This is a genomic window from Olsenella uli (genome assembly GCF_901212655.1).
GTDB classification, from domain to species: Bacteria; Actinomycetota; Coriobacteriia; order Coriobacteriales; family Atopobiaceae; genus Parolsenella; species Parolsenella uli_A.
The window spans coordinates 38,016-60,506 of the sequence record NZ_CAAKON010000043.1 but is presented as its reverse complement, the minus strand read 5'-3'; the positions used below and the strand labels follow the sequence as shown (position 1 = coordinate 60,506).

Here is a 22,491-nt window from a genome sequence, read left to right as displayed (position 1 = left end):
TGTGTTCGGTTGGGATCGGAAATCAACCCTGTTGAGATGAGCGCGTGACGGGAAGGTCATACCCTTGAGCTCGGGCACGATTCGAATCCTGAGCTTGAGATTATGACCACCGCGTATCAACCAAGGGGCCGGAGGCCGACCGCTCGCGGTCACAACCTCGAGCCCGATAGCACTTCTAGGCTCGAGGCGGAAGTTATGACCGCAGCTGGTTGCGCTTGGCGGCGATGACCTCGTCCATGACCTGAACGACGCCGAAGTCCTCATTGCTGGGAGCCACGTAGCGCCCATACCGCTCCATGCCGGGGCTGGAGTTGGCCATCATGAAGCCAAAGCCCACGGTCGCGAGCATCTGGGCATCGTTGAAGGTGTCGCCAAACGCCAGCATGTCGGCCACGTCAATCCCGCACAGCTCGCCGAGGCGCTCGAGCGCAGAACCCTTGCTCACGCCCTTCGGCGCCACGTCCACCCACATGACATCACCGAGCGCCAGCTCGTAGCGGCCGGTCAGCTCGGGCGCCCACTGCTCGTCGAGCGCGCGCTTCGCGTCATGGTTGGGGTAGTAGATCGTGTACTTGTCGGCCACGTCGTCCACGGCCATAAGGTCGTCCACCCACTCGATATCCAGGTAGAACCGGTGGAAGAACTCCTCGCACTCCTCTGCGTGGCGGGCCTCCACGTAGGCCACCTTAGGCGTGAGGATGATGCCGATGCCCCCGAAGCGCCGCGTGAGCGCCACAAGCTCACGAACCTCCGAAATCGGAAGCTCGGCCTGATAGACGATGCTGCCGCACTCGGCGATGGAGCCTCCGTTGTCGGAGATGAGCACGGAGTTGTCCGCATACTGCGGAAAGACCTGACGAAGCGTCCCCAGCTGGCGCCCGCTTGCGATGGCGAAGGTGACGCCGAGCTCGCGGAGCTGGTCGAGACGGGCGTCGATGCCGTCGGGCAGCTCGCCCGCCTCGGTGAAGAGCGTGTGGTCGACGTCGGTGGCGATGAGCCCGACGCGCTCGAGGCCAGCGGGGATGGGAGTGGGAGTGAACATGCGAGGCCTTTCTGGCGGACGATTCCGCGCCATTGTTGCAGCTCTCAGATGCTGCAGGAGCTGCCAAGAGACTTAAGGACCGCAGGAGCCCACCGGGCTCTTGAGAGGCTCAGTCTACCCGAGTGGGCGGACGCTCGCGGCGCAAACGTTGCGGCACGCGCATTACGCGTCAGCGGCCGCCCGCTCCAGTGGGAACTCGCCTCAGCCAATCTGGCGCTGCGACGACACTCACCCCGCCCGCCCGACAGCACTCCCCCGTACGAAGAACCACCGAGCGATCCTCCTCCGCAATGCAAGCAATTGCGCGGCTACTTCTTCGCGGTGGAGTTCTTCGCGGTGGACTTCTTCGCAGCTGCCTTCTTGGCGGCCGGCTTCTTGGCCGTAGCTTTCTTGGCTGCGGCGGCACCGCGACCGCGCGCCGGGGTCTTGCGCTCGTTGGTGGGGCAGTCCATGTTCACGCACTTCTTCCACGGACCGCGCGCGGTCTCCACGATGATCATCGGCGCCCCGCACTCGGGGCAGGTCTCGTCCGTGGCCGTGAGCTTGCCGCGGGCGGGCAGCGGATAGCTCACGCCGCACTCGTCATAGTTGGTGCAGCGGATGAAGCGCTTACCGCTGCGCTCGCTCTTGTGCGCAATGAGGTCTCCGTGGCGCCCCGCCTCAGCACATGCCTTGCACTCCCCCACCTTGAGGTCGGGCTCGTAGTTGGTAGGGCACTTGGGATTGATGCAGATCTCGTACGCCTTGGCACGGAACGGCTTGCACTTGATGCGCGGCGCGCCGCACTCCGGGCATACGGCCGCGTCGCCCTCGAGCGCCTCGTAGCGCACGCCGCTCGGCAGCGGGTAGGTGACGTCACAGTCCGGCCAGCCCATGCAGCCCACAAAGCTGCCGCGCGTCTTGGCCGAGCTCTTGACCACAAGGTCCTTGCCGCACTTGGGGCACGCGCCCACACGCGCGTCAGCCGTCACGGCGTCGGCGATAGCCTCGCCCAGATCGTCCTTGTGCTCGATGAGCGCGTCCAGCATGCCGGCGAGCAGGGCACGCGAGTGGTGAACCACCTGGTCCTGGGTGTCTGTGCCCTTGGCCACCTTGGTCATGTCCTGCTCGAGCTCGCTCGTCATGTCGGCCGAGGTGATGCGCGGCGCAAACTCCGTCAGCGCATCGATGATGGCCATTCCCAGCTGACTTGGCTCCACCGGGTCGTTCTTGAGGTACTTCACCGTGTAGAGGCGCTCGATGATGCTCGCGCGCGTGGACTTGGTGCCCAGGCCGCGCTTTTCCATCTCCTGGATGAGCTTGCCCTGGCTGTAGCGCGCCGGCGGTTCGGTCTGCTTGGCCTCGAGCTTGACGCCCGAGACGTCCACGGTGTCGCCCTCGGACAGCGCCGGCAGCTGCTCGTCGCGCTTGAGGCCAAAGGGATAGATACCGCGGAAGCCCGGCACCTTCAACACGTCGCCGGAGGCGTTGAAGGGCTCGCCGTTCACATCGATTGCGAGCTTGGTGCCCTCGATTACCGCGGCGTCGGAGAGCGTGGCCAAAAAGCGGCGCGCCACCAGGTTGTAGAGCTTCCACTCGGCCGGCTGCAGCTTGGAGGGGTCGGCTACGCCCGTGGGGTAGATGGGCGGGTGGTCCGTGTCGAACTGCTTGCCGCGTGTGGCATGGATCTCGCTGGCCCTGAGCAGCTGGCTCACGTAGGGCGCGTACTGCGGCACGCCCGAGAGCATCTTGGCCGTGGTCCGCAGGTCAAGCGAATCCGGGTAGACGGTGTTGTCCACGCGCGGGTAGGAGATGAGGCCGTCCATGTAGAGGCTCTCGGCCAGGCGCATGGTACGCGCGGGCGAGAGGCCCTCGGCAGCGGCAGCGGCCTGGAGGCTCGTGGTGTTGAACGGCGCGGGCGGGCGCTGGGTGCGCTGCTTCTTGGTGACGGCCGTCACCGTGCCGGTCTTGGCATCGCGCACGTTGGCAAACGCCGCATCCGCGCGGGCCTGCTCCTTGAAGCGGCCCTCGGCATGGGCGATCTTGAACGAGTCCTCCTCGTCCGTGCCTTGCTCGCGCGCCAGGCCGTTGATCACCCAGTAGTCCTCCGGCACAAAGGCCAGGCGCTCGCGCTCGCGCTCCACCACCAGGGCGAGGGTGGGCGTCTGCACGCGGCCGGCGCTGCGCACGTTGCCAAAACCGCCAAAGCGTGCCATGGTGAGGTAGCGCGTGAGGGCCGCGCCCCAGATGAGGTCGATGTACTGGCGGCTCTCTCCTGCGTCTGCCAGATCCTGGTCAAGCTCGACGAGGTTGGCGAAGGCGTGGTCAATCTCGCCCTTGGTATAGGCCGAGTAGCGAGCGCGCGTCACGGGAGCCGTTGGGTTGACCTCGAGCACCTGCGAGAGGACGTCGGAGCCAATGAGCTCGCCCTCGCGGTCGAAGTCCGTGCCGATGACCACGGAATCCGCCTTCTTGGCGAGGTTCTTGAGCGAGCGGATGATACCCTTCTCCGCCGGGAGCTTCTCGATGGGTGCCCACACGAGGTAGGGCAGGCTCGGGACCTTCCATCCCTTGATGTCCACGCCGTCCTCGAGGAACGGCTTCTTCTTCTTGAACGGCGGGCGCGGCAGGCCGTCCGGCACCTCGGCAGGCAGCACCTCGCCCTCGGCGGACACGGCGTACCAGCCCTGCTTCTTGTTGAACTTGAGCTCGGCCGGGAAGTCCGGCGCAAGGATATGGCCGCGCAGGCCGATCGTCACCCACTCCTCGCCGTCACGCTGGAAGCGGTAGACGGGGGTGTCGTAGACCTTGTCCTTCTTGGGCTTGCCGACCTCGGACAGCAATGCTGCGATCTTCTCGGCGGCGTCGTTCTTCTCGGTGATGACGAGCTTCAATGGTGCCCTTTCGTTGGCGACGTGCCTTCGCCTCGTGCCGCTGGCGCCTTCGAGAACGCCCGGTCGCACGGCGCCGGCCGCAGCACCCCGAACACGGGCGCAGGCCGCCTCCGCGCAGGCCGGGCGTCGAAGGCGCCTGCCAGCCAGAGATTCTTAAAGTACCCCACCGTCAACCGAGCGCCAAGCTCGATTACGCAAGTTCCTTGCGCATCTCATCGAACTCGTCGCGGATTCCGACCAGAAGCGACGGGTCGCGGACGAGGTCGTAGGCGCAGCCGGCGATCGACTTCGCGCCGTAGACGACGCAGTCGTGGGCCGCCTCGGTCTTGCCCGCGTCGACGTACTCCTGCGAGTGCGCGACCGAGCCCACCGGCACGAAGGCCACGCGGATGCACGAGCCGGGCACCTCGTGCATGACGTTGCCGAAATCGCTCGAGCCCGTCTTCTTGCGTGGCGGGGCGATGCGCGGCGCGCCGGCGAGCTTGGCGTTTGCCATGAGCAGCTCGTTCAGGCGAAGCACGGGAATCTTGTTGAAGAAGTACTTGGAAACCTCGAGGTCGTAGGTGACCCCCGCGATGAGCGCGGCGCCCCTCACGATATCCTCGAAGCGCACGACCACCGCGTCGAGCGTGGTCTTGGAGCCGGCGCGCAGGGAGAACTCGCCCACCGCCTTGGCGGGCACGACGTTCTCGGGCCCGGGGAGCTCGGAGACGGTATAGTGCATGCGAACGTCGTCGGGCACGTGCTCGCGCAGAAACTCGACGCCGTTGAAGGCCACGAGCAGGGCGTCGAAGGCGCTGCGGCCGCGCTCGGGCGCCATGGCGGCATGCGCGCGGACGCCGTGGTAGGTGACGCGGAATGTCTTGTCTGCGAGGTTGCGTACATCGGTGCAGGTCGTGGGCGAGCCGTGCATCATAAGCGCCACGTCGATGTCGCGGAAATAGCCCGTGTCGAGCATCGCGCACTTGGCGCCCTGCGTCTCCTCAGCCGGCGTGCCGTAGACAACGAGCTTGAACGGCGCAACACCCGGCTCGGCCTCCGCGAGGTCCTTGAGCGCGAAGGCCGCACCCAGGCAGCCCGGCCCCTGCATGTGGTGGCCGCAGCCGTGGCCGAGACCCACGAGCGCGTCGTACTCGCACAGGATCCCGAGCACAGGACCGCCCTCGCCGTGCTCCCACACCGCGCGGAAGGCGGTGTCGAACCCGGCCAGCCCCCGCTCGACGGCAAAGCCGTGCGCCCCGAGCTCGTCGGTGAGCAGCTTGGACGCCTTGAACTCCGCCCCGCCGAACTCGGGGTTGTCGAAGATGTAGTCGGCCATCTCGATCAGATGCGGCCGCATCTGATCGATGTCGTTGAACACGCGGCGCTTGCGCTCGTCCATCGGCGCGGGCGTCACGTCGAACTCTTCCTCGCTCATATGTGCCCCTCTCCCCTCGCGCTACAGTCCGTAGCCGACGAGCTGCGCGATCACCATCATCACGCAGCCGGCGGCCGTCCAGATCAGGAACATCTTCCACATGAAGCGCATCCAGCGGTCGTAGGGGATATTGACCGCGCCGGTCACGCCCATGAGCGCTGTGGAGTGCGGCAGGATGTAGTTGGAGAAGCCGTCGCCGAAGTTGAAGGCCAAGACGGCGGTCTGACGGCCGAGGCCGAGCAGGTCCGCGAGCGGCACCATGATCGGCATGACCGCGGCCGCCTCGCCGGAGCCGGAGACGATGATGAAGCTGATGAGCACGTCGACGATGTACATCGCGGGCGCCATGAAAACGGACGGCACCTGGGACAGCGCGGACGACAGGGCCCACACGACGGTGTCGGTGATGTTGCCTGCCGTCATGATCGTGGAGATGGACGTCGCCAGGCCGATGATCAGCGCGGCGTTGAGCATCTTCTTGCAGCCGTCGGAGAAGTCACGCGAGATCTCGGATGGGGTCTCGCCGGCGATGAGGCCCACGACGATGGCCAGGCCGATGAAGACGGCCGCAATCTCGGGCATGTCCCAGCCCAGCGCGATGCTGCCGTAGACGATGGCCGCGAGCGACGCCACGAACGCGACGAGCACGAGCGCCTTGCGTGCGTCCATCGGCGCGAAAGAGTCGATGTCGGCCTTGAGCTCGTCGTTTTTGGAATCGAGGTCGTACATCGGGCTAAGCTCGGGATTCTTGCGAATCTTGAGCGCGTAGTGCACGAGGTAGACGTTCGTGATGATATCGAAGACGACGAAGCATACGGCACGGTACTCGATGCCCGAGAAGGCCGGCAACTCGGCGACCTCCTGTGCGATGAGCGTCGTGGAGGGGTTGAGCGTGCCGGTCGTGAAGCCCACGCAGCCGCCGAGCAGGATGATCGACGCGCCGACGATTGAGTCGAGTCCCATGGCGCGGGTGATCATGACGATGACGGGCGCAAACGCAATGAACTGGTTGACGCCCTGGGTCGTGCAGATGAGCGCGAAGGTCGTCGTCATGATGGGGATGAAGATGTAGAGCTTGTCCTGGAAGACCTTGGCGACCTTCGCGACAACGGCGTGGAGCGCGCCGGACTTCGTGATGAGCGTGAACGCGCCGCCCGAGAACAGGATGACCATCATGAGGTCGATGCGCTTGGAGATCGACTGCACGATATAGAGCGGGATAAGCAGCGGATTCACGGGCGTGCGGTCGACGAAGGAAAACTGCGTCGGGTCGACGACCTTGACCCCGGCGGCGTTCTCGACGCGGACGTACTTGCCTGCGGGAATGATCCAGGTGAGCGCCGTCACCGCCAGAATGATGATGAAGATGATGACGAACGTATGCGGCATTTTGAATGGCTTCCTAGCCTTCTTCGCACCGTCTGCCGCGACGGTCCCCGTTGCTGCCATTGCAACCCCCCATGCTCTGCGGATAATGCACGCCAAGTATATGGCCGAGGCGCACACCCCCGGGCAGGGATGCGCGCCTCGTAAACAACTGGCAGCAGAACTTATGGGGGCAGGCGGTTTTGGCACGCGGCCCTTGAGCGAGCGAATTTGATGCGCGAGCCGGTGGGGCAGGCGGCCAGATAAACCGACTAGTCCTCGAGCTTGTGCTCCTCGTACTCCTCGCGCGTCCATTTGAGCGAAGCCTTGCCGTCGCGCGCGATGAGCACGCGCCTGGCAACGAACAGCGAGATCTCGTACAGAATCACGACGGCGCCGAACATGAGGAACATCGTGACCGGGCTGGCGTCGGGCGTTACCACGGCGCTGCCCGCGAGCAGGCCAACGTAGATACCACGCCAGCCCTCGCGGAAGGTCTTGTAGGGCACCACGTGGAAAATCGAGAGGTAGAAGATCACAAGCGGCAGCTCGAACGCCGCGCCAAAGCCCAGCTCGAGCAGCATGATGATGTTGATGTAGTCTTCGGCGTTGGCAAAGATGGCGCCAAAGTCCGTGGTCTGGTCAAGCATCCAGCCAAAGGTTGCGTTGAGGATGACCAGGTAGCAAAAGACCATGCCGAAGAAGAACAGGAACACGAGCGCCGTGACCGTGGGCACAACCCAGCGCTGCTCGTTGGGGCGAAGCGCCGGCATGAAGAAGCCCAGCGTCTGGAAGATGATGATGGGACAGCACACGATGACAGCAAAGAACATCGACACCTTGAAGCGCAGGGTGAAGCCGCCGAGGGCCGTGGTGATATAGAGCTGGCCGTTGTTGGGGATGAACTCACGAATAGGGTCGATGAGCAGCTGAATCAGCGTGGGCGTGGCGGCATAGATGACCACCGCGGTCACGAGGATGCAGACGACGATGATGGTGAGACGGCGCCGCAGCTCGGAGAGGTGATCGAACAGCGGCATCTTTGCGGGTCCGACGGGCATTACGCGTCCTCCTCGTCGTTGGTGGTGGCGGGGGCGTCGGCATCGGAGTCAGCGTCGGCGTCACCGGCGGACTCAGCGGCTGAGGCGTCAGCGGCGACGTCGTCGTCATCTTCGTCATCGTCATCGTCATCAAGACCATAGAGCGCAGCCACCGAGGTGGGCGCGGGCTCCGGCTTCTCGGGCTCGGCGGGAGCGATGGCGCCCTCAGCCGTGCCCCCGCCCGCATCAGCATCAGCGTCTGAATCGGCATCGCTGCCGGCGGCAGCACCCGCGGCCTTGCCGGCAGTGGCGGCCTTCTCGGCGGCAAGGCGAGCGCGACGCTCGGCGAAGGTCTCAGCCGGCTTGGCGGCTGCCACCTCCTCCTCCGTGAGGTCCTCGTCCTCCTTGGCGGCCGCGGCGGCCGCCTTTCCCTTGTCCGTGTCGGCCACGTTCTGGATGGGGTCGATGATCTCGGACTGCACGACCTTGGTCATGCCCTCCTGCGCCGTGCGGAACTGGCGCAGCGCGCGACCCACGGTGCGGCCCAGGCCGGGCAGCTTGTCGGGGCCGAACATGAGAAACGCGAACAACAGGATGAGGAAGAGCTCCTGATCTCCGATGCCGAACATGTATGCCTCCTTAGACAGCAAGCACGGACAAGCACCGGGCGCCGCTCACGCAAGCGACGACCGGCGCGCCCAGATCCATCTCTGTCTACTCGCTGATCTTGAGTTCCTTCTCCAGGCCCAGCAGCCCCAGCACGCGACGCACGTTGGGCTGGGGATTGGTGACCTCGAACCCAATGCCCGCGTCATCGGCGCGGTGGGACGCACCCACGAGCACGCCGATACCCGTGGAGTCAATGTACGCCACGTCCGAGAGGTCGACCTCCACCTTGCCGGGCTTGGCGTCGAGGGCGGCGTCGACCCCCTCGCGCAGCTCGCCGGCGTTCGAGACGTCAACCTCGCCATGGACGGCGACGAGGCGCAGGGCGTTTTCTGTGTTGCTGGTAATCGTAAGGTTCACGACGTCCTCCTGTTATTTTCCGGTCCCGCTGGCCAGTGCGTCCGCAAGGCGGCCACCACTCGTGGTGGCACTCGAGGGATCCGCACTGCCCGTGGAGGCCGTGAGGGAAGAGAGCTGCGAATTCACGGTGCTCTGCAACCCGTACTTATTAGTAGGGTCAGAAGAAAGCGCCTTGTTGTAGGCCTCGGTGGCCTTGTCCGTGTTGCCCAGCGCCTGGTAGACGAGGCCAAGGTTGGCCCAGCCGGGGGCAAACGTGGCGTCCTGGGAGACGAGCTCCTCGAGCACGGCCTGCGCGCCCGTGGGATCGCCAAGGTAGAACTGGCACATCGCGCGAGAGGCGCGCGCGGTGCTGGCGTCATCGAGCGCGAGGTACTGGTCGTAGTAGCCCTCGGCCTTGGTAAGCAGGTCGGTCACATGCTGCTGCTCGTCGTCGGAGCTGGCATACCGCATCGCATAGCTCGCCCACTGGTAGTAGTTGTTGGCAAGGTTGATGAGCGTGGCCGCGTCCTGGGGATTCTCGGAGAGCTTGGATTCGAGCGTCTCGACGGTGCCGGAGTAGCGCGAGTTGATGTTGTCGAGCACGGTGCTCTGGGCCGTGGCGGTGTCGGCGGCCTCCGTTGTGGTCGCGTCCGTTGTGGCGGCGTCGGCCGTCTCGGCGTCGGCCGTCTCGGCGTCGGCCGCGGCGATCTCGGCGGCGGCCCGCGCCTGCTGCTTGCTGTTGTTGACACCGGACACGATAGCCGAGAGCGACGGCAGCAGGATGGACCCCACCATGATGATGGAGCACAGAATGACGGCGACGAGCACCACGGGGCGACGCGAGCCCGGCTTCACGGTCTTCTTGGGCTTCTCGGCCTCTTCCTGCGTAGCGTGGTCCTTCTCGTGCTTTCCCGTCATTGGTGACAGTCCCCTCTCGGCATGCCTTGCTGGCACATGTGCCGCACATCATACCGCACGGCACTGCGATGCGAGCAGAGAGCTCGTCGCGGGGTCGTGCGTTCACACATCTGTTACGGGGAGGGTCAACCGGGCATGAGTCAGCCTGCCTGAGTCAGCCTGCCGTCTACTTTGACTCATTGGTGAGTCAGTCTGCCGACTACTTTGACTCATTGACAGTCGAGCACCCACCTAGCTCGCCATCCACTTTGGCCCATCGGCGGCCGCAGAACCTAACGCCCGCACCCCGCTCCAATCGGAACGGGGCGCGGAATGAGTCAAAGTAGACGGCAGACTTTGCCTGGGGTAACTCATCGCCATGATGGCGAGTTGATTACTCGGCCGTGCGCCTACTCGGCGATGCCGGCGCGCTTCTCGCGTGCGAGCTTGGCCGAAATGTACTTGGTGCAGACCACGAGCACGTCGAGCGCCACCTCGAGGTTGTCGAGCGAGGGGTACGACGGCGCGATGCGGATGTTCGTGTCGTGCGGGTCGTGACGGTTGGGCCAGGTGGCGCCGGCGGCCGTCATGCGAACGCCAAGTTCGGCGGCGAGGGCCACAATGCGCTTGGCCGAGCCCTCCGGGCCGTCGAAGGAGACGAAGTAGCCGCCGTGCGGATGGCTCCAGGTGGCGCAGCCGGTGCCGCCGAGGCCCTCGGTGAGCTTCTGCTCAACCAGGGCAAAGCGCGGGCGCAGCACCTCGGCGTGCTTGGCCATGTGGGCGAGCACGCCGGCCTTGTTACGCAGGTAGCGCGCGTGCATGAGCTCGTTCATCTTGTTGCCGCAGACGCGCTCCACGCTAAACCAGTGCTTGAGCTCGGCGAGGTCGCCGGCAGAGGCAGCAACGGCTGCGATGCCGGAGCCAGCGAAGGTAACCTTGGATGTGGACGCGAACTCGTAGACGAGGTCATCGTTGCCGGCCTCCTTGAGCGCGCCGAAAATCTCGAGCAGCTCGTCGGGGCGGTCGGAGAGGTCGTGCACCACGTAGGCGTTGTCCCAGAAGATGCGGAAGTCGGGCGCAGCAGGCTTGAGCGCGGCGAAGCGGCGCACCGTGGCGTCGGAGTAGGTGACGCCAGTGGGGTTGGAGTACTTGGGGACACACCAGATGCCCTTGACCGTGGGGTCGTTCTCGACGAGGCATTCGACCTCGTCCATATCCGGACCGTCGGCCGTCATGCGCACGGGCACGTTCTGGAAGCCGGCGTTCTCGGACACGAGGAAGTGACGGTCATAGCCAGGGCTCGGGCAGAGGAACTTCACCGGGTGCCTGCGGGCTTGCTCGCCCCACGGCTCGTTGCCGCGAATGCCGTGCAGCCAGGCGTTGGTGACGATGTCGTACATGATATTCAGGCTCGAGGAACCGCCCAGGATGAGGTGCTGCGGGTCGACCTCAAGGACGTCGGCCATGAGGCGACGGGCGGAGGGGATGCCATCGGGAGCACCGTAGTTGGCGGCGTCGACCATCTGGTTGGCGAGGTCGGACGTGGAGGTGAGCACGTCGAGCATCGGACGGGAGAGGTTCTCCTGCTCGGGACTCGGCTTGCCGCGGGTCATGTCGAGCGTGAGGTCGCGGAAGCGCAGGGTCTCGACCTCTGCCTCGAGCTTCGTGATCTCGGCATCGAGCTGCTCGTCGGTCATGCTCTCATATATGTTGGGCATCGCTGTCTCCTTGGGACGGGGCCGCACACGCGTACGTTCGAGTATAGCTTTGTGCGGACGGGGGCTGGTTTCGGGCGGATGACGATGCGGGTTGGATGGATAGGCGGCTCGCGCTGGACGGATCTGTGGGTCGCGCGCCGGGCGAATCCGCTGTCAACGTGCCCCGCGACCAGCACAACGGGGTCCACGCGCCGCCGAACCACGACGGCCTCCCCATGGCCTCAAGCTGCAGCCTCAAACCATACCCTCGTCACCGCGGGTGGCCCCCGTACAGCGGAGGGGCGCTTCCTCGCGGGAAGAGGGTTTCGCTAAGCCACGCCCTCAAGCCATGCCCAGAAGCCATGCCCCATCACGGCGGGAGGCGCCTCCACGAACTCCAACCGAGTGGAATCCGCCCAGGCCATGCCCCATCGCGGCGGAAGGCGCCACTCGGCCACGCTATCGTCACAGCGGAAGGCTCCTGCTACTATAGGGCGCATGGAAAAGCCTCCCTACATACCAGACTCCGACGAGTACGGCGAGCTGCAGCGCTTTGTCGACGCCCTCTTCCTCGATGACAAGTACGTCGACAACCTCGATGTACAGGTGCGCGCGGAGATGTACGACTTCCCCGAGGACCTGGTCGAGATCATCGCCATGCTTCCGAGCGGCCTTTACGAGCGCGCTCGCCTGGCCGACCAGTTCAACTCCGCACTCGCCGCCCACGGCTGGACGCAGCGCTTCGGCACCGTGGAGTAACGAGACGACCGCGGCCACAAGTCGCCCGTCATCACGTGACGCCCCCATCACGCCATGTCCGCCGCCCCCGACGGTGCGCAGCGGTTCGGGTTCGGGGACCGACGCGACCATTAGATGCGGAGCGTAGCACGCGGCTCCAATTGCACGCGGCAATTATCATCGGATTCACTCAGTAAGGTGACACAGAGTTCGTCGCCGATTGATATACCGGCGGTTTTGTACAGAGGGACGGAGCGAGTCTCTCAGCGACGGACCAGCACGACGTTCGCTGCCCCTCTCGCGGAGCGCATCACGTATCAACCGCCGACGGCAAGGACGATCGTTCTTGCTCAGACGGCGCCACCCTCCGGCTTAAGTCTCAGGCAAGCTCCGATTCCGGCAAAACCTCCCGTTGTGTCGCTGCGGCAGCTGCGAGCCCCCTTTTGTCCACAAATCCGTGCGATTGCGATGCCGCGGCACCCCAAGCGTCGCGTTTGGGTGGCACCGATATTCAAATGAGGTATTCGCGTTTGGCCTGGCGTTGCAAAACCGCAGGTAGATGCTTTGCTGGAAAACGATGCTGCGCCAAGTGGTTTGACCTGAGCACAAATGATGGGCGACCGTGCCATCTTCCCAGCGCAATCGGCGGCATTCGTGGACAGACCGCGGGTGTCGGCTGCCCCGGCAACGCAATCGCCGGCATTCGCGGACAGATGAGGGGCGTCGACCGCCTCGCCGGGGCGCCACGGAAGGCAATCATGGGCAGAGCGGAATCGTCGACGCCCTACTCGACGCCCTACGCCCCCTCGCGCCCGCGCGTCGCCAGCAGCACGAACGCGCTGCCAATCACGGCCGCGGCGACGGAGCAGGCGAGAATCGCACACTTGGCTGCGAGCACCTCGGCCTCGTCCGTGAACGCGAGCCCGGAGATGAGAATCGACATCGTGAAGCCCAGGCCGCCCATGAGGCCCATGCCTATCACCTGCGCCCAGTCCACGCCGCGCGGTAGCTTCGCAAACCCCACCTTCACCAGCAAAAACGTCACGCCGATGATACCGATCGGCTTCCCCAACAGTGCGCCAAAGAACACGCCATGCGCCACGGGACTCGCCAGAATCGCGCTCGGATCCGCGCCCACCACGTTCACCTGCGCGTTCACAAATGCAAACAGCGGCAGGATGCCGAAGTTCACAGCCACGGAAATCGCGTTCTCGACGCGCTGCAGCGGCGGCGTCACGTGATGCAGCACGCGCTCCACGCCCTCGGCCGCCACGGTGAAGTCGTGCTGGCCAAGCACGTGGGCCTCATCGTCGTACGTGTCATCGAGCTGCTGGGCCTTCTCGCCCAGCCAGCCATAAAGAGACCCCAGGCGAATGTCGGAGCGCGACGGCAGAAACAGCGCCAGAATCACGCCGGCCAGCGTGGCATGGATGCCCGAGTTGAACATGCACACCCACAGCACAACGCCCGCGGCCAGGTACGGCCGCGCCGAGTAGACGCGCGCGCCGTGCAACGCAGACAGCACCGCCACGCAGGCAAGCGAGGCGGCCACCCAGGTGAAGTGCGGCGTCTGGCCATAGAACACGGCAATCACGATGATGGCGAGGATATCGTCCGCAATGGCGAGCGTGGAGAAGAAGACCTTGGTCGCCGGCGCCACGCGGCCCCCCAGAAGCGACATGATGCCAAGCGCGAAGGCGATGTCGGTTGCCATGGGAACGGCCCAGCCATGCGGTGCGCCTTCCGCACCCGCGGCGAGGTTCAGCGCGAGGTAGATGAGCGAGGGCCCAACCACGCCGCCCACCGCGGCAAGCATCGGCAGCGCCGCCTGGCGCGGACGGCGCAGCTGCCCCACGGTCATCTCATATTTGAGTTCGATTCCTACGAGCAGGAAGAATATCGCCATCAGGAAGTCGTTCACGAACTGCTCGAGCGTAAGCGTGGCGCTCCAGCCGCCGGCGATGAGGCCGATGCGCGTCTCAAAGAAGTGATGGACGGGCTCATACGCCGGCGTGTTGGCCACGATCACGGCAAGGATGGCGGCGACCACCATCGTCGCGGCTGCAATGGTGCCGTTTGAGGTGAAGACCGCGAGCGCACTTCTCCGCTCCGCACGCCGCGCAACGGCGTTCTCGCGGATGATCGGGTTGCGTGGGGCCGTTTCTCCCTTCTTGCGCTTCCCCCGGCGCTGCGCCCGCACCTCCCCCACCTCGCGCGGGTCCGTCAGCTTGCCACCTTCGCGCGAGTCCGCCAGCTTGTCAGCATCGCGCGGAGCCGTCGGTTTCCCATCCTCGCGCGAAGCCCCCGGCCTCCCCTTCCCGCTTACAGACGAGCCATGCGCTCCGTCCCCGCTCTTGGCAAAGCGAACACGGAACTTCTTCTTGCTGATGTGCTGGGGCATGCTGCTCCTTCAAGCCTCGACCTCGAGAAAAGCCGCCGACGCACGGGGCGCCGGTGCTTGTCGCCCAGCGAGGGGCAACCGGCGTTATAGTGGAAAGCCGCCGACGCACGGGGCGCCGGCGGCCCATGGCTTCACTTGTGAGTGGCTCGCACCACTTGCGAGCGCCTCGTGCTACTCGGCAGCGGCAAGAATCGGCGCGGCAACCTGCTTCTTGCGGGAGAGCACGCCCGGCATCCACACGCCGTCGGCCTCGTTGGCGATGCCGAGGCCCTTCTGGGCAACCTCGGTCTCGCCCTCGAAGAGGACCTGGGAGCCCTCCTCCATGATGTCGGTGAGGCAGAGCACGATGCCGTCGGCACCCTTCTCGGCCTGGTAGGCACGCATGGCCTCGCGAATCTCGGGGATCATGCCCAGGGCGCGGGTCTTGTCCACCGTCTCGTACTGGCCGATGAGCAGCTTCTTGTCGCCCACCTCGAACTGCTTGATGTCGTTGCCCACCATCTGCTCCGGCGTAAAGGAACCGGAGGGGCGGGACAAGAAGACGTCCATGCCAAACTTGATGGGATCAACGCCAAGCTCCTCGCCCATCTTGGGCGCAAGCTCGCGCTCCACATTGGTGGTGGTGGGACTCTTGAGCATAAGGGTGTCGGTCATCATGGCGGAAAGCAGCAGCCTCGTCTGCTCCTTGGTGGGCGTCTGGCCGAGGAGGTCGAACAGGCGGCGCACGATGGTGCAGCTGGAGCCCCAGGGCAGGCAGATGTAGTAGAGCGGGGCGGCCGTCTCGAAGTCGCCGATGCGGTGGTGGTCAACCACGCCGAACACGGTGGCGTTGTGGATGCCGTCGACAGTCTGGGCGCTCTCGTTGTGGTCGCAGAGGATGACCTTCTGCGGCTCGGCGCCATCGGCGGCGGGCTCGATGGACTCGAGCAGCTCGGGCTCGGGGGTGCCGGTCTCGGCCAGAAGCTTGGCGCTCTCCGCGGGCAGCGGGCCCAGGCGACGGGCGACGTACTCGTTGCCCTCGAACTTGACCTGGTTCAACAGCTGCGTGAGGACGACGGCGGACATGATGGCGTCGTTGTCGGGGTTCTTGTGGCCGAAGACGTAGACGGTGCTCATTGGCTCTCCTTCGATTTCTGGCAGGCCGAGTGCGGGCCCGCGCATACGCATCCTTTTGATTGTAGCGCGTGAGGTGGTAGCGCCGCGATGGACGGGTGACGAGGCGGGCGGCGACGCCGCGATTCGAGGTGGCGTCGCGCAGGCCGAGACATCGAGACTCCGGGTTCCGCGCGAGGCGAGGCGTGGGACCCAGGCGCCGGCGAACACCCAGCCCGAGTGCTTGGCAGGTGCCTAGCGCACGCGCAGCGACTGCTCCACGAAGACCTTGTCGGCAACCGCCTCGATGCCGGCGCTCATGAGGTGCGAGAGCTCGGGCGACGCCTCGTTGCCGGCGAGGTCGAGCAGGGCCACGTTTGGCGCGGCCATCGCGTCTGCGCCCTCGGTCAGCCCAAAGCGCGCGGCGAGCGCCTGCTCGAGCGCTCCCACCAGTTCGTCATAGGTGCTGGCCACGTTGACACCGCACTCCACGCACGCCTCGTATAGGCCCTTTACCTCGGAAATCGAGAACACGCGCTTGAACGCGCACACAAAGATGAGCGTAGCCACGTGGCGGCGCGTGTAGCGGCGGCGCGCGGGGGCAGGCACAAGCTTCTGCTTGACGTAGTTGTTCACCATCGACCCCGTGAGGAGCATCTCACCGGGCAGCGCCATGAAGCTGAGCTCTTCGGAGACGAGGGAGAGCACCTGGTCCAGGTAGAGGTCGATGCGCGGCATCTCGTCGATGCGCGCGATGTGGAGGCTACGCACGCGCTGGGACAAGTCTGCCGGCGCAAGGTCGCCGGGCATACGATTCGTTTCTCGAGTCATGGCACCCCCTCTCTCCGCGATTGTCGCAGCCGTATCGAGGCGCCGTTCCGTAAGCGGTCCCGCCCTCCGCTTTCGCCATGACGCTTTGGCGGCGCCCTCCGCAAGCGACGGCATTCTCCGCCCAGACGGAGACACCCTTCTTGCAGCAAGGTCTCTACCTCAGCGGCAACGTCTTGGCCAGGGTCAGCGGCAACGTCTTGGCCCAGGCGAAACAGCCTCCATCTCGGTGACGTCTCATCAGGACCCAGTTTACACATTATCTAATTCAACCGTATCTAGTTTTCGATACTAGGTATACTTCTGGTCGAAACACAGGGGCCTACGACTTGTCTCTCCCTCACAAAACGGGGGAGAATCGAGGCAACCACCCACATGCAGGGAGATTGTATGAACGACCAGCGCATCGCCATCCTCACCGACACGGGCACCAACGTGCCCGCGGACTTTGCCGCAGCTCACGACGTGCGCCAGGTGGCCCTGGCCATCAACTACTCAGACGGCACGTTCCGCTCGGGCGTGGACATCACCACCGACGAGGTCATCGATCGCTTCGCGCAGGAGATTCCCACCACGAGCCTCCCGAGCCCCGATGACATCCAGAAGGCGCTCGACGCCGCCCAGGCAGACGGCTACGAGCGTGCCGTGTTCGTGACGATCTCCTCCGGCCTCTCGGCCACAAACTCCACGGTGGAGCTGGTGGCGAGTCACATGGAGAACTTCCCGGTGGAGGTTGTGGACACGAAGAGCATCGGCGTGGCCGCTGGCATGGTGGTCATGGCTGCGGTGCGCATGGTCGAGGAGGGCGTGCCATTCGAGCACCTCAAGGGCAAGCTCGAGGAGGTCTCCGCGGACACGCGCGTGTACTTTACGGTGAAGGACCTCATGTACCTGCGCCACGGCGGGCGCATCAACGAGGCCACGTATCGCCTGGGCAGCATGCTCAACCTGAAGCCGGTGTTCTTCTGCGACGCGGAGGGCAAGTACGCCACCGTGAAGAAATGCCGCGGCTGGGACAAGGCTCTGGCCGCCGAGCTGGCCTTTGTCCAGGAAGAGGCCAAGAAATACGCGAAGGTGGTCTGCGCCGTGTGTTGCACCAAGGCCGAGGATCGCCTGGACGAGATCGCCGCCAAGATGCGCGCGACGATTCCCAACGTCGTCGACGTAATCGAGAGCGGGATCTCCCCGGACCTCATCGTGCACACCGGCCCGAACCTCGTGGGCATGGCCGTTCAGCCCGCGCTGAACTAGACGGATAAGTCCTCGGGGCAGGTTCTGCGGCGGCGGCGAAGTCGAGGGCGAGAGCTCCGAACCCCGTCGTGTACACCGGCCCGAGCCCCGTGGGCATGGCCGTTCAGCCCGCGCTGAACTAGACGGATAAGTCCTCGGGGCAGGTTCTGCGGCGGCGGCGAAGTCGAGGGCGAGGGCTCCGAACCTCATCTGGCACACCGGCCCGAGTTCCGTGGACATGGCCGTTCAGCCCGCGCTGAACTAGGCGGATAGGGGCCAAGCAGGCAAGGCTTCGCGGCACCCAACTGCCCCTGAATCGGCCCAGTTGCGGAGTCGGGGCACTTGAAGCCAATCGTTTGCTCACGAATTGCCGTGTTTGCAGAGGCGGGGCGCCTGCAGCCACCCGCTTATCCACAAATCGCCGCGACTGCGCTGGGCAGACAGGCACCAGGCCCATCGGCATGGGAGCGGGCCTGGCTTTGCCCAACAAATCGCCCGTACCCCACGCCCGAAGCCCCCATCTGTCCACGAATCGCCGCGATTGCGGAGGCGAGGCGCCAGCAACAGCACGTCTGTCCACGAATCGAGCCGATTGCAAAGCAGAGGCGCTGCGACGGCAATCATACGATGGCGCTACTCCCCCGCCGCCCTTTCGCAATCTTCAGTAGATGAGGGAACATGCAGGTAGATTGCTTAGGCCGAAACATACCTGCGAGCTAGCAATCTCCAACCGCCGCAAAAACTCAGACCAAACGACGCGTTCTCCGGTCTGAGCCATATCTTCGGATGCCGCGGCATCGCAATCACCCGATTTCCTGGACAAAGCGGCGTCCCGGCTGCCCCAACAGCGCAATCGCCCAAGTTTGTGGACACAAGAGGGAGGGTCGCGCAACGAGCGCGAGGTCTGGCCGCGCTTTGTGTACGCCGCACGACCGGCTACGCGCCAGACAACCGACTGCGCGCCACACGGCACCTTGCACGCCTCACGACCGCCTGCACGCCGCATGACCTGCCACGCTTTGCATACGCCACGCGACCGGCCGCACGCCACACGGCGGGCTGCGCTTTGTACACGCCGCACGACCGCCTGCACGCCGCACGACTGGGCGCACGTCGCACGACCGGCCGCGCGAATCGCTCATGCGGGTCAGCGGCATCCCTCACGCGGCCTGCTCCCTAAAGAAGCGCGGCAACGCAACCGTCCATGAGCTTCGCGCAGCAATCGTGCTAGATGTCCGTCGCGCCGCTCATAATGACTTGAGACGAGAAGTCCACGAACTGCAACGAGGCCGCCGCCTGATAGTCGACAAGCGTCTTGTAGGCGCCGCCGGTCTCAAGGTCAACCAGCCCGTTGGCTTCGTCCTCCGAATACTGGGCGTCGGCATCGGTAGAACCCGTGGCGGAAGAATAGGAAACCACTTTGCCCGTAATCGGTACGCAGGTTCATATACGCTCGCGTGCCGTCATCACCATATGTGAGCCACCCAACAAATGATTGGCTGCTTATGTAGTTCATCGAGGTGTATATAGGGGCAATACGTCGGTTCGAACACTTCTTCGAGTCAACGCTAATGCTGGTGTCGACACTCTGAATCGTGACGCAGTCGTACCAGTATTCGGGCGCGTCGAAGATAAAGTACTTGTTCTCGACGTGGTAGTGGGCCTTCTTGGTGTTCTCGACATGGTAGCGCGCCTTCTTGGCAGCCTCCAGGCGCTGCCGCTCGGCCTGCCGCTCGGCCTTCTGCCGAGCCTCCTCTTCCTGTTTCTCCTTGGTCTGCTTGTCAGCAATGGCCTAGCTGCGCTTATCGTCGGCCTTTTGGATGAGATCGTCGGCATTGGGGCCAGTCACGCAAACGGGCAGCTTGGAGCCCGTGGACGTGTCGAAGTTCGTGGCCGCGAGCGACACCGTCACCGCATGGGTGTCGTGCTCGGCCTCCCAGGTGGCATGCTCTGCCTGTGCCTTCTGCCAATAGACGTAGCCGCCGCGCCAGATGCAGCGGCGCCGGGCACGGCAACGATCCGCCGGCGTTCTCCGCGCCGCAGTTTAAGCAGAACATGCAACTCCCCTATTCGCATATCCACTGTCTACAGAGGCTTGATGGTGTCGGTTACGTTTGCGCTGATGTAGTCATCCGGCGCAGACATGTACGTTGGGTCTTCGGGGCCGTTGGTCCCCATGGAGGCCTCAACGGCGTCGTAACTCACACTTCCGCCCGACTGCAAATTTGTCAGCTCAACGGCTTCGTCGAGTGAAATACTTGCGTAGCCCTGATTCCGCCAAAAGTCGGATGCCGCCTGGTATGCCCACCTATTTGCCCACACCTGCACGCTGCGCGTAGAGTCGAGCGGAACGGGAAGGCCCATCTGTGACGTGCCGATGTCTCCGGCCACCAAGTACTCCGTTTTCTCAACCTCCACCCAGCACACCTTGCGTGACGGGTACTTCTTCGAATAGATATCAACCTCGTTACCGTTCACCTGCGCGTTTACGCGGCCAACCCAATACTGCGGGATATCGAACTCGTACTCGGCAGCCTTGACGTGCCGTGCCGCAGCAGCCGCCTCCGCCGCAGCCTTCTCCTCGGCGGCGCGCTGCTCGGCAGCCGCCTTTTCCTCGGCCGCTTTCTTGTCCGCGAGGGCCTGGTTACGCTTGTCGGCCGCCTTGCCGGCGAGGTCGTCGGCCGAGACGCCATCTGGGCACGCACCCTCGCGCGACGCATAGTCCTTGGCGCGATTGACGTCATCGTCCGAGGTAGTGGCTGGATCGTCCACCGGCGCGAGCGCAATCTCCGTGCCCTCCGGCAGGTTCACCGCCACGGACGCGCCGCGGTCCACATCGGCGATGGTGAGGCCAAGCCCGCTGGAGGACAGCGTGTAGAGCGAGCCGTCCGCGGCAATGGGCGACGCCGGGAAGTCGAGCTGGTACGTGCCGGGCGTGAGACTCATGCCGGCGCCCTGGTCATCGACGAACTGGACCCCGTCCACAGACCCGGACGCATTGGTGCCCGTCACGTGAACCGGCAGCTTGGAGCCAGTGGAAGTGTCAAACGAGGTGGCCGTAAGCGGGAGCGTGATGGAGTGTCGTTCCCTGGCGGCTCGGTCCGCCTCGACCTTGTTCCACCCCACAAAGCCAACCACCGCCACGAGCACGAGCGCAACGATCGCGAGCACTGTCGCAATGATCCGCTTCGCCTTGTTGCCCTGGTCCATGCTGTCCTCCCCCGCTCACAACCGGACCGCTACCATGGCGGCACTCCCCTCGAGCGCCGAGCATATGGGCGCACGCCCAGGATGCCAAGCGGGAGGAGGTCCGGCTTCTTTCACGCACCGAACATAGGACCCAAGGCGGACAGTTTGTTGCGCAACAAACGGGTCTCGTCCTCATAGGGCCGCCGGACATCGCCGCGCTCTCGCCTAGGCCAACTGTCTGACCAGGCTCCGACCCAAACCAATGCACAAGTCAGTCGACCAAACCAAGCGCCCGTCCCCAGGAATGCCGCCGCCCGAAGGTAACCACGTCGCACACGGGATGTAACCCCGGCGCAACGAACCGTGGGTAACGTATCAGCCATAAGAAGCGCAACCGAACCCACCGCGTCGGGCAAAACCCTGGAGGAGCCCCATGCACACCATTCTGTACCTTGGACCCACCACAGACCTCGGCTATGAGCGCGAGCTCCTGGGCGAATGGGGAAAACGCTCGGTGCACATCGCAACCTGCGCCACGCTTCACGCAACGCAGCAACTCGCCGCCACGGGAACGGATGGCCCCCAGGCTGCCGGGGTCCTCGCGCCGGACCCCCTCCGCGATGTCAGCGCCATCGTGGTTGAGCAGGGCGAACTCACTACCAAGGACCTGCGCACGCATCCCGGCCTCACCGTGGTGGTGCTGCTCAACGACCAGACGGCGCACGTGGACATTGCCGCGGCAACGGCCGAGAACATCTGGGTAACCCGCGCCGAGAATCGCAGTCTCTTCTCGCGGTTCCGCCGCAACTCTGATGCGCCGGGCAAGTCCGCGCGGCGCCATGCTTTGCAGGACGCCCTCGCCGGAATGAGTGGCGAGCGCCCGAGCGGACGCGTGAACGAGCTGTAGCCCGGCCTGGCGCCGCCCATCCCCTCCCGCCAAGTTTCAATTTGTTGTACAACATATTCGGCAAAAGTGGCATGACGATGCTTGCAACGCAGTTCGCACGCATCCGGAGGACCACAATGAAGCCGAAACCGCTCTACAGCACCCCCACCTCGGCGATGATCGAGGCGCTCTCCACCATGGGCATGACCATGAAGGAGGCGGCGGGCTTCGTGCTTGCAGACAACGGTTCCATTCCGCGCGCGTACGCAGATGACCTGAGCCATCGCTCCACGCTTACCAAGCGCTTCAAGCAGGCGCGTCCCGGCTCGCTGACCTCGAATGACTTCGACGATTTCACCGTCTCCGTGCCGCGCCTGCTCCGCGAGCTGCTCAGCCAGCGCCATGTCGCCCCTCCCGAGGGAGGCGCCCGGAGTGCGCAGGTTGCGGGCGGGCTGCTCGACCAGCTCATCGGCGAACCCGCGCAGGCCATGGAGCGGGCGCTCCAGAACTACTCCCTTGCGCCGGACGTCTTCGCCAGCGCGCTCGACGACGCACTTGCGGCCCCGCTGCCTCCGAGACTGATCCGCCGCAATCTACGCATGAGTCAGAGGGTTGCCGTCTACTTTGACTCATTTTCCAAACAAGAAAGGGTCGAGCCCTCCAGCCATCTCAGCCAGCCACCCCAGAGACTCCAGCAGCCGCTTCTGAGGCCCCGTTGCCAGCCACTTTGACTCCCGTCCGTCAGGAGGCGAGTCAAAGTGGCTGTGGCTGGCAGCGAAACCGCACAGATC

Annotated in this window: 18 protein-coding genes; 4 read left to right on the top strand and 14 right to left on the bottom strand. The window is 64.8% G+C overall.

The window, feature by feature from the left end; genetic code table 11:
* Positions 1-193 precede the first annotated feature (193 nt).
* The 9 genes from EFAMC2_RS08315 to EFAMC2_RS08275 form a co-directional block, all read right to left on the bottom strand.
* Complete coding sequence (locus EFAMC2_RS08315) at positions 194-1,042, bottom strand: HAD family hydrolase (protein ID WP_187325248.1); 849 nt, start codon at positions 1,040-1,042, stop codon at positions 194-196.
* A gap of 308 nt (positions 1,043-1,350) precedes the next feature.
* Positions 1,351-3,915, bottom strand: coding sequence for a DNA topoisomerase I (locus EFAMC2_RS08310; protein ID WP_154028500.1), 2,565 nt, complete (start codon positions 3,913-3,915; stop codon positions 1,351-1,353).
* A 190-nt stretch (positions 3,916-4,105) separates the two neighbouring features.
* Positions 4,106-5,332, bottom strand: coding sequence for a M20 family metallopeptidase (locus tag EFAMC2_RS08305; RefSeq protein WP_222838572.1), 1,227 nt, complete (start codon positions 5,330-5,332; stop codon positions 4,106-4,108).
* A 21-nt stretch (positions 5,333-5,353) separates the two neighbouring features.
* Entirely contained in the window at positions 5,354-6,721 is a 1,368-nt protein-coding gene (locus EFAMC2_RS08300) for a YfcC family protein (RefSeq protein WP_154028498.1), read from the bottom strand.
* A gap of 248 nt (positions 6,722-6,969) precedes the next feature.
* Positions 6,970-7,758: a twin-arginine translocase subunit TatC gene (gene tatC / locus EFAMC2_RS08295; RefSeq protein WP_154028496.1), complete on the bottom strand. Its 789-nt coding sequence runs from the start codon at positions 7,756-7,758 to the stop codon at positions 6,970-6,972.
* Positions 7,758-8,366 (bottom strand): twin-arginine translocase TatA/TatE family subunit, encoded by a 609-nt coding sequence (locus EFAMC2_RS08290; protein ID WP_154028495.1) that lies wholly within the window; start codon positions 8,364-8,366, stop codon positions 7,758-7,760. The genes tatC and EFAMC2_RS08290 overlap by 1 nt, the downstream gene beginning before the upstream one ends.
* An 85-nt stretch (positions 8,367-8,451) precedes the next feature.
* Positions 8,452-8,763: an STAS domain-containing protein gene (locus EFAMC2_RS08285; protein ID WP_154028494.1), complete on the bottom strand. Its 312-nt coding sequence runs from the start codon at positions 8,761-8,763 to the stop codon at positions 8,452-8,454.
* A gap of 12 nt (positions 8,764-8,775) precedes the next feature.
* On the bottom strand, positions 8,776-9,660 hold the full coding sequence (locus EFAMC2_RS08280) for a tetratricopeptide repeat protein (RefSeq protein WP_154028493.1): 885 nt from the start codon (positions 9,658-9,660) through the stop codon (positions 8,776-8,778).
* Positions 9,661-10,049: 389 nt separating this feature from the next.
* A complete protein-coding gene (locus tag EFAMC2_RS08275; protein ID WP_154028492.1) occupies positions 10,050-11,357 on the bottom strand; it encodes an aminotransferase class I/II-fold pyridoxal phosphate-dependent enzyme in 1,308 nt (435 codons plus the stop codon).
* A gap of 477 nt (positions 11,358-11,834) precedes the next feature.
* On the opposite strand from EFAMC2_RS08275, the gene EFAMC2_RS08270 reads away from it, so the two are divergent.
* Complete coding sequence (locus EFAMC2_RS08270) at positions 11,835-12,095, top strand: hypothetical protein (protein ID WP_154028491.1); 261 nt, start codon at positions 11,835-11,837, stop codon at positions 12,093-12,095.
* A gap of 775 nt (positions 12,096-12,870) precedes the next feature.
* Here the strand turns inward: EFAMC2_RS08270 and nhaA are convergent.
* From nhaA to EFAMC2_RS08255, 3 genes are all read right to left on the bottom strand, one after another.
* On the bottom strand, positions 12,871-14,475 hold the full coding sequence (nhaA, locus tag EFAMC2_RS08265) for a Na+/H+ antiporter NhaA (protein ID WP_222838571.1): 1,605 nt from the start codon (positions 14,473-14,475) through the stop codon (positions 12,871-12,873).
* 171 nt (positions 14,476-14,646) lie between these two features.
* Entirely contained in the window at positions 14,647-15,591 is a 945-nt protein-coding gene (locus EFAMC2_RS08260) for a DHH family phosphoesterase (protein ID WP_154028490.1), read from the bottom strand.
* A 231-nt stretch (positions 15,592-15,822) separates the two neighbouring features.
* Complete coding sequence (locus EFAMC2_RS08255) at positions 15,823-16,398, bottom strand: DUF1836 domain-containing protein (RefSeq protein WP_187325247.1); 576 nt, start codon at positions 16,396-16,398, stop codon at positions 15,823-15,825.
* A 387-nt stretch (positions 16,399-16,785) separates the two neighbouring features.
* Between EFAMC2_RS08255 and EFAMC2_RS08250 the strand changes: the two genes are divergently transcribed.
* The gene (locus EFAMC2_RS08250) at positions 16,786-17,646 is read left to right on the top strand and encodes a DegV family protein (RefSeq protein WP_154028488.1); all 861 of its coding nucleotides are present in this window, start codon (positions 16,786-16,788) and stop codon (positions 17,644-17,646) included.
* Between the two features lie 1,206 nt (positions 17,647-18,852).
* Here EFAMC2_RS08250 and EFAMC2_RS08245 read toward each other — a convergent pair.
* Together EFAMC2_RS08245 and EFAMC2_RS08240 are read right to left on the bottom strand one after the other, a co-directional pair.
* Positions 18,853-19,044: a hypothetical protein gene (locus EFAMC2_RS08245; protein ID WP_154028487.1), complete on the bottom strand. Its 192-nt coding sequence runs from the start codon at positions 19,042-19,044 to the stop codon at positions 18,853-18,855.
* Between the two features lie 666 nt (positions 19,045-19,710).
* Positions 19,711-20,835 (bottom strand): hypothetical protein, encoded by a 1,125-nt coding sequence (locus tag EFAMC2_RS08240; RefSeq protein ID WP_187325246.1) that lies wholly within the window; start codon positions 20,833-20,835, stop codon positions 19,711-19,713.
* Between the two features lie 412 nt (positions 20,836-21,247).
* Here EFAMC2_RS08240 and EFAMC2_RS08235 point away from each other — a divergent pair, with 412 nt between their 5' ends.
* Positions 21,248-21,721 (top strand): hypothetical protein, encoded by a 474-nt coding sequence (locus tag EFAMC2_RS08235; protein WP_154028486.1) that lies wholly within the window; start codon positions 21,248-21,250, stop codon positions 21,719-21,721.
* 116 nt (positions 21,722-21,837) lie between these two features.
* Complete coding sequence (locus EFAMC2_RS08230; protein ID WP_154028484.1) at positions 21,838-22,431, top strand: hypothetical protein; 594 nt, start codon at positions 21,838-21,840, stop codon at positions 22,429-22,431.
* Positions 22,432-22,491: the final 60 nt, after the last annotated feature.

Bases quoted from the DNA above. Each gene is read 5' to 3' on its own strand.
- EFAMC2_RS08255 (WP_187325247.1), bottom strand. From the start codon at position 16,398: ATGACTCGAGAAACGAATCGTATGCCCGGCGACCTTGCGCCGGCAGAC.
- EFAMC2_RS08275 (WP_154028492.1), bottom strand. From the start codon at position 11,357: ATGCCCAACATATATGAGAGCATGACCGACGAGCAGCTCGATGCCGAG.
- EFAMC2_RS08270 (WP_154028491.1), top strand. From the start codon at position 11,835: ATGGAAAAGCCTCCCTACATACCAGACTCCGACGAGTACGGCGAGCTG.
- EFAMC2_RS08235 (WP_154028486.1), top strand. From the start codon at position 21,248: ATGCACACCATTCTGTACCTTGGACCCACCACAGACCTCGGCTATGAG.
- EFAMC2_RS08230 (WP_154028484.1), top strand. From the start codon at position 21,838: ATGAAGCCGAAACCGCTCTACAGCACCCCCACCTCGGCGATGATCGAG.
- EFAMC2_RS08280 (WP_154028493.1), bottom strand. From the start codon at position 9,660: ATGACGGGAAAGCACGAGAAGGACCACGCTACGCAGGAAGAGGCCGAG.
- EFAMC2_RS08260 (WP_154028490.1), bottom strand. From the start codon at position 15,591: ATGAGCACCGTCTACGTCTTCGGCCACAAGAACCCCGACAACGACGCC.
- EFAMC2_RS08300 (WP_154028498.1), bottom strand. From the start codon at position 6,721: ATGCCGCATACGTTCGTCATCATCTTCATCATCATTCTGGCGGTGACG.
- tatC (WP_154028496.1), bottom strand. From the start codon at position 7,758: ATGCCCGTCGGACCCGCAAAGATGCCGCTGTTCGATCACCTCTCCGAG.
- EFAMC2_RS08315 (WP_187325248.1), bottom strand. From the start codon at position 1,042: ATGTTCACTCCCACTCCCATCCCCGCTGGCCTCGAGCGCGTCGGGCTC.
- EFAMC2_RS08305 (WP_222838572.1), bottom strand. From the start codon at position 5,332: ATGAGCGAGGAAGAGTTCGACGTGACGCCCGCGCCGATGGACGAGCGC.
- EFAMC2_RS08250 (WP_154028488.1), top strand. From the start codon at position 16,786: ATGAACGACCAGCGCATCGCCATCCTCACCGACACGGGCACCAACGTG.
- EFAMC2_RS08290 (WP_154028495.1), bottom strand. From the start codon at position 8,366: ATGTTCGGCATCGGAGATCAGGAGCTCTTCCTCATCCTGTTGTTCGCG.
- nhaA (WP_222838571.1), bottom strand. From the start codon at position 14,475: ATGCCCCAGCACATCAGCAAGAAGAAGTTCCGTGTTCGCTTTGCCAAG.
- EFAMC2_RS08240 (WP_187325246.1), bottom strand. From the start codon at position 20,835: ATGGACCAGGGCAACAAGGCGAAGCGGATCATTGCGACAGTGCTCGCG.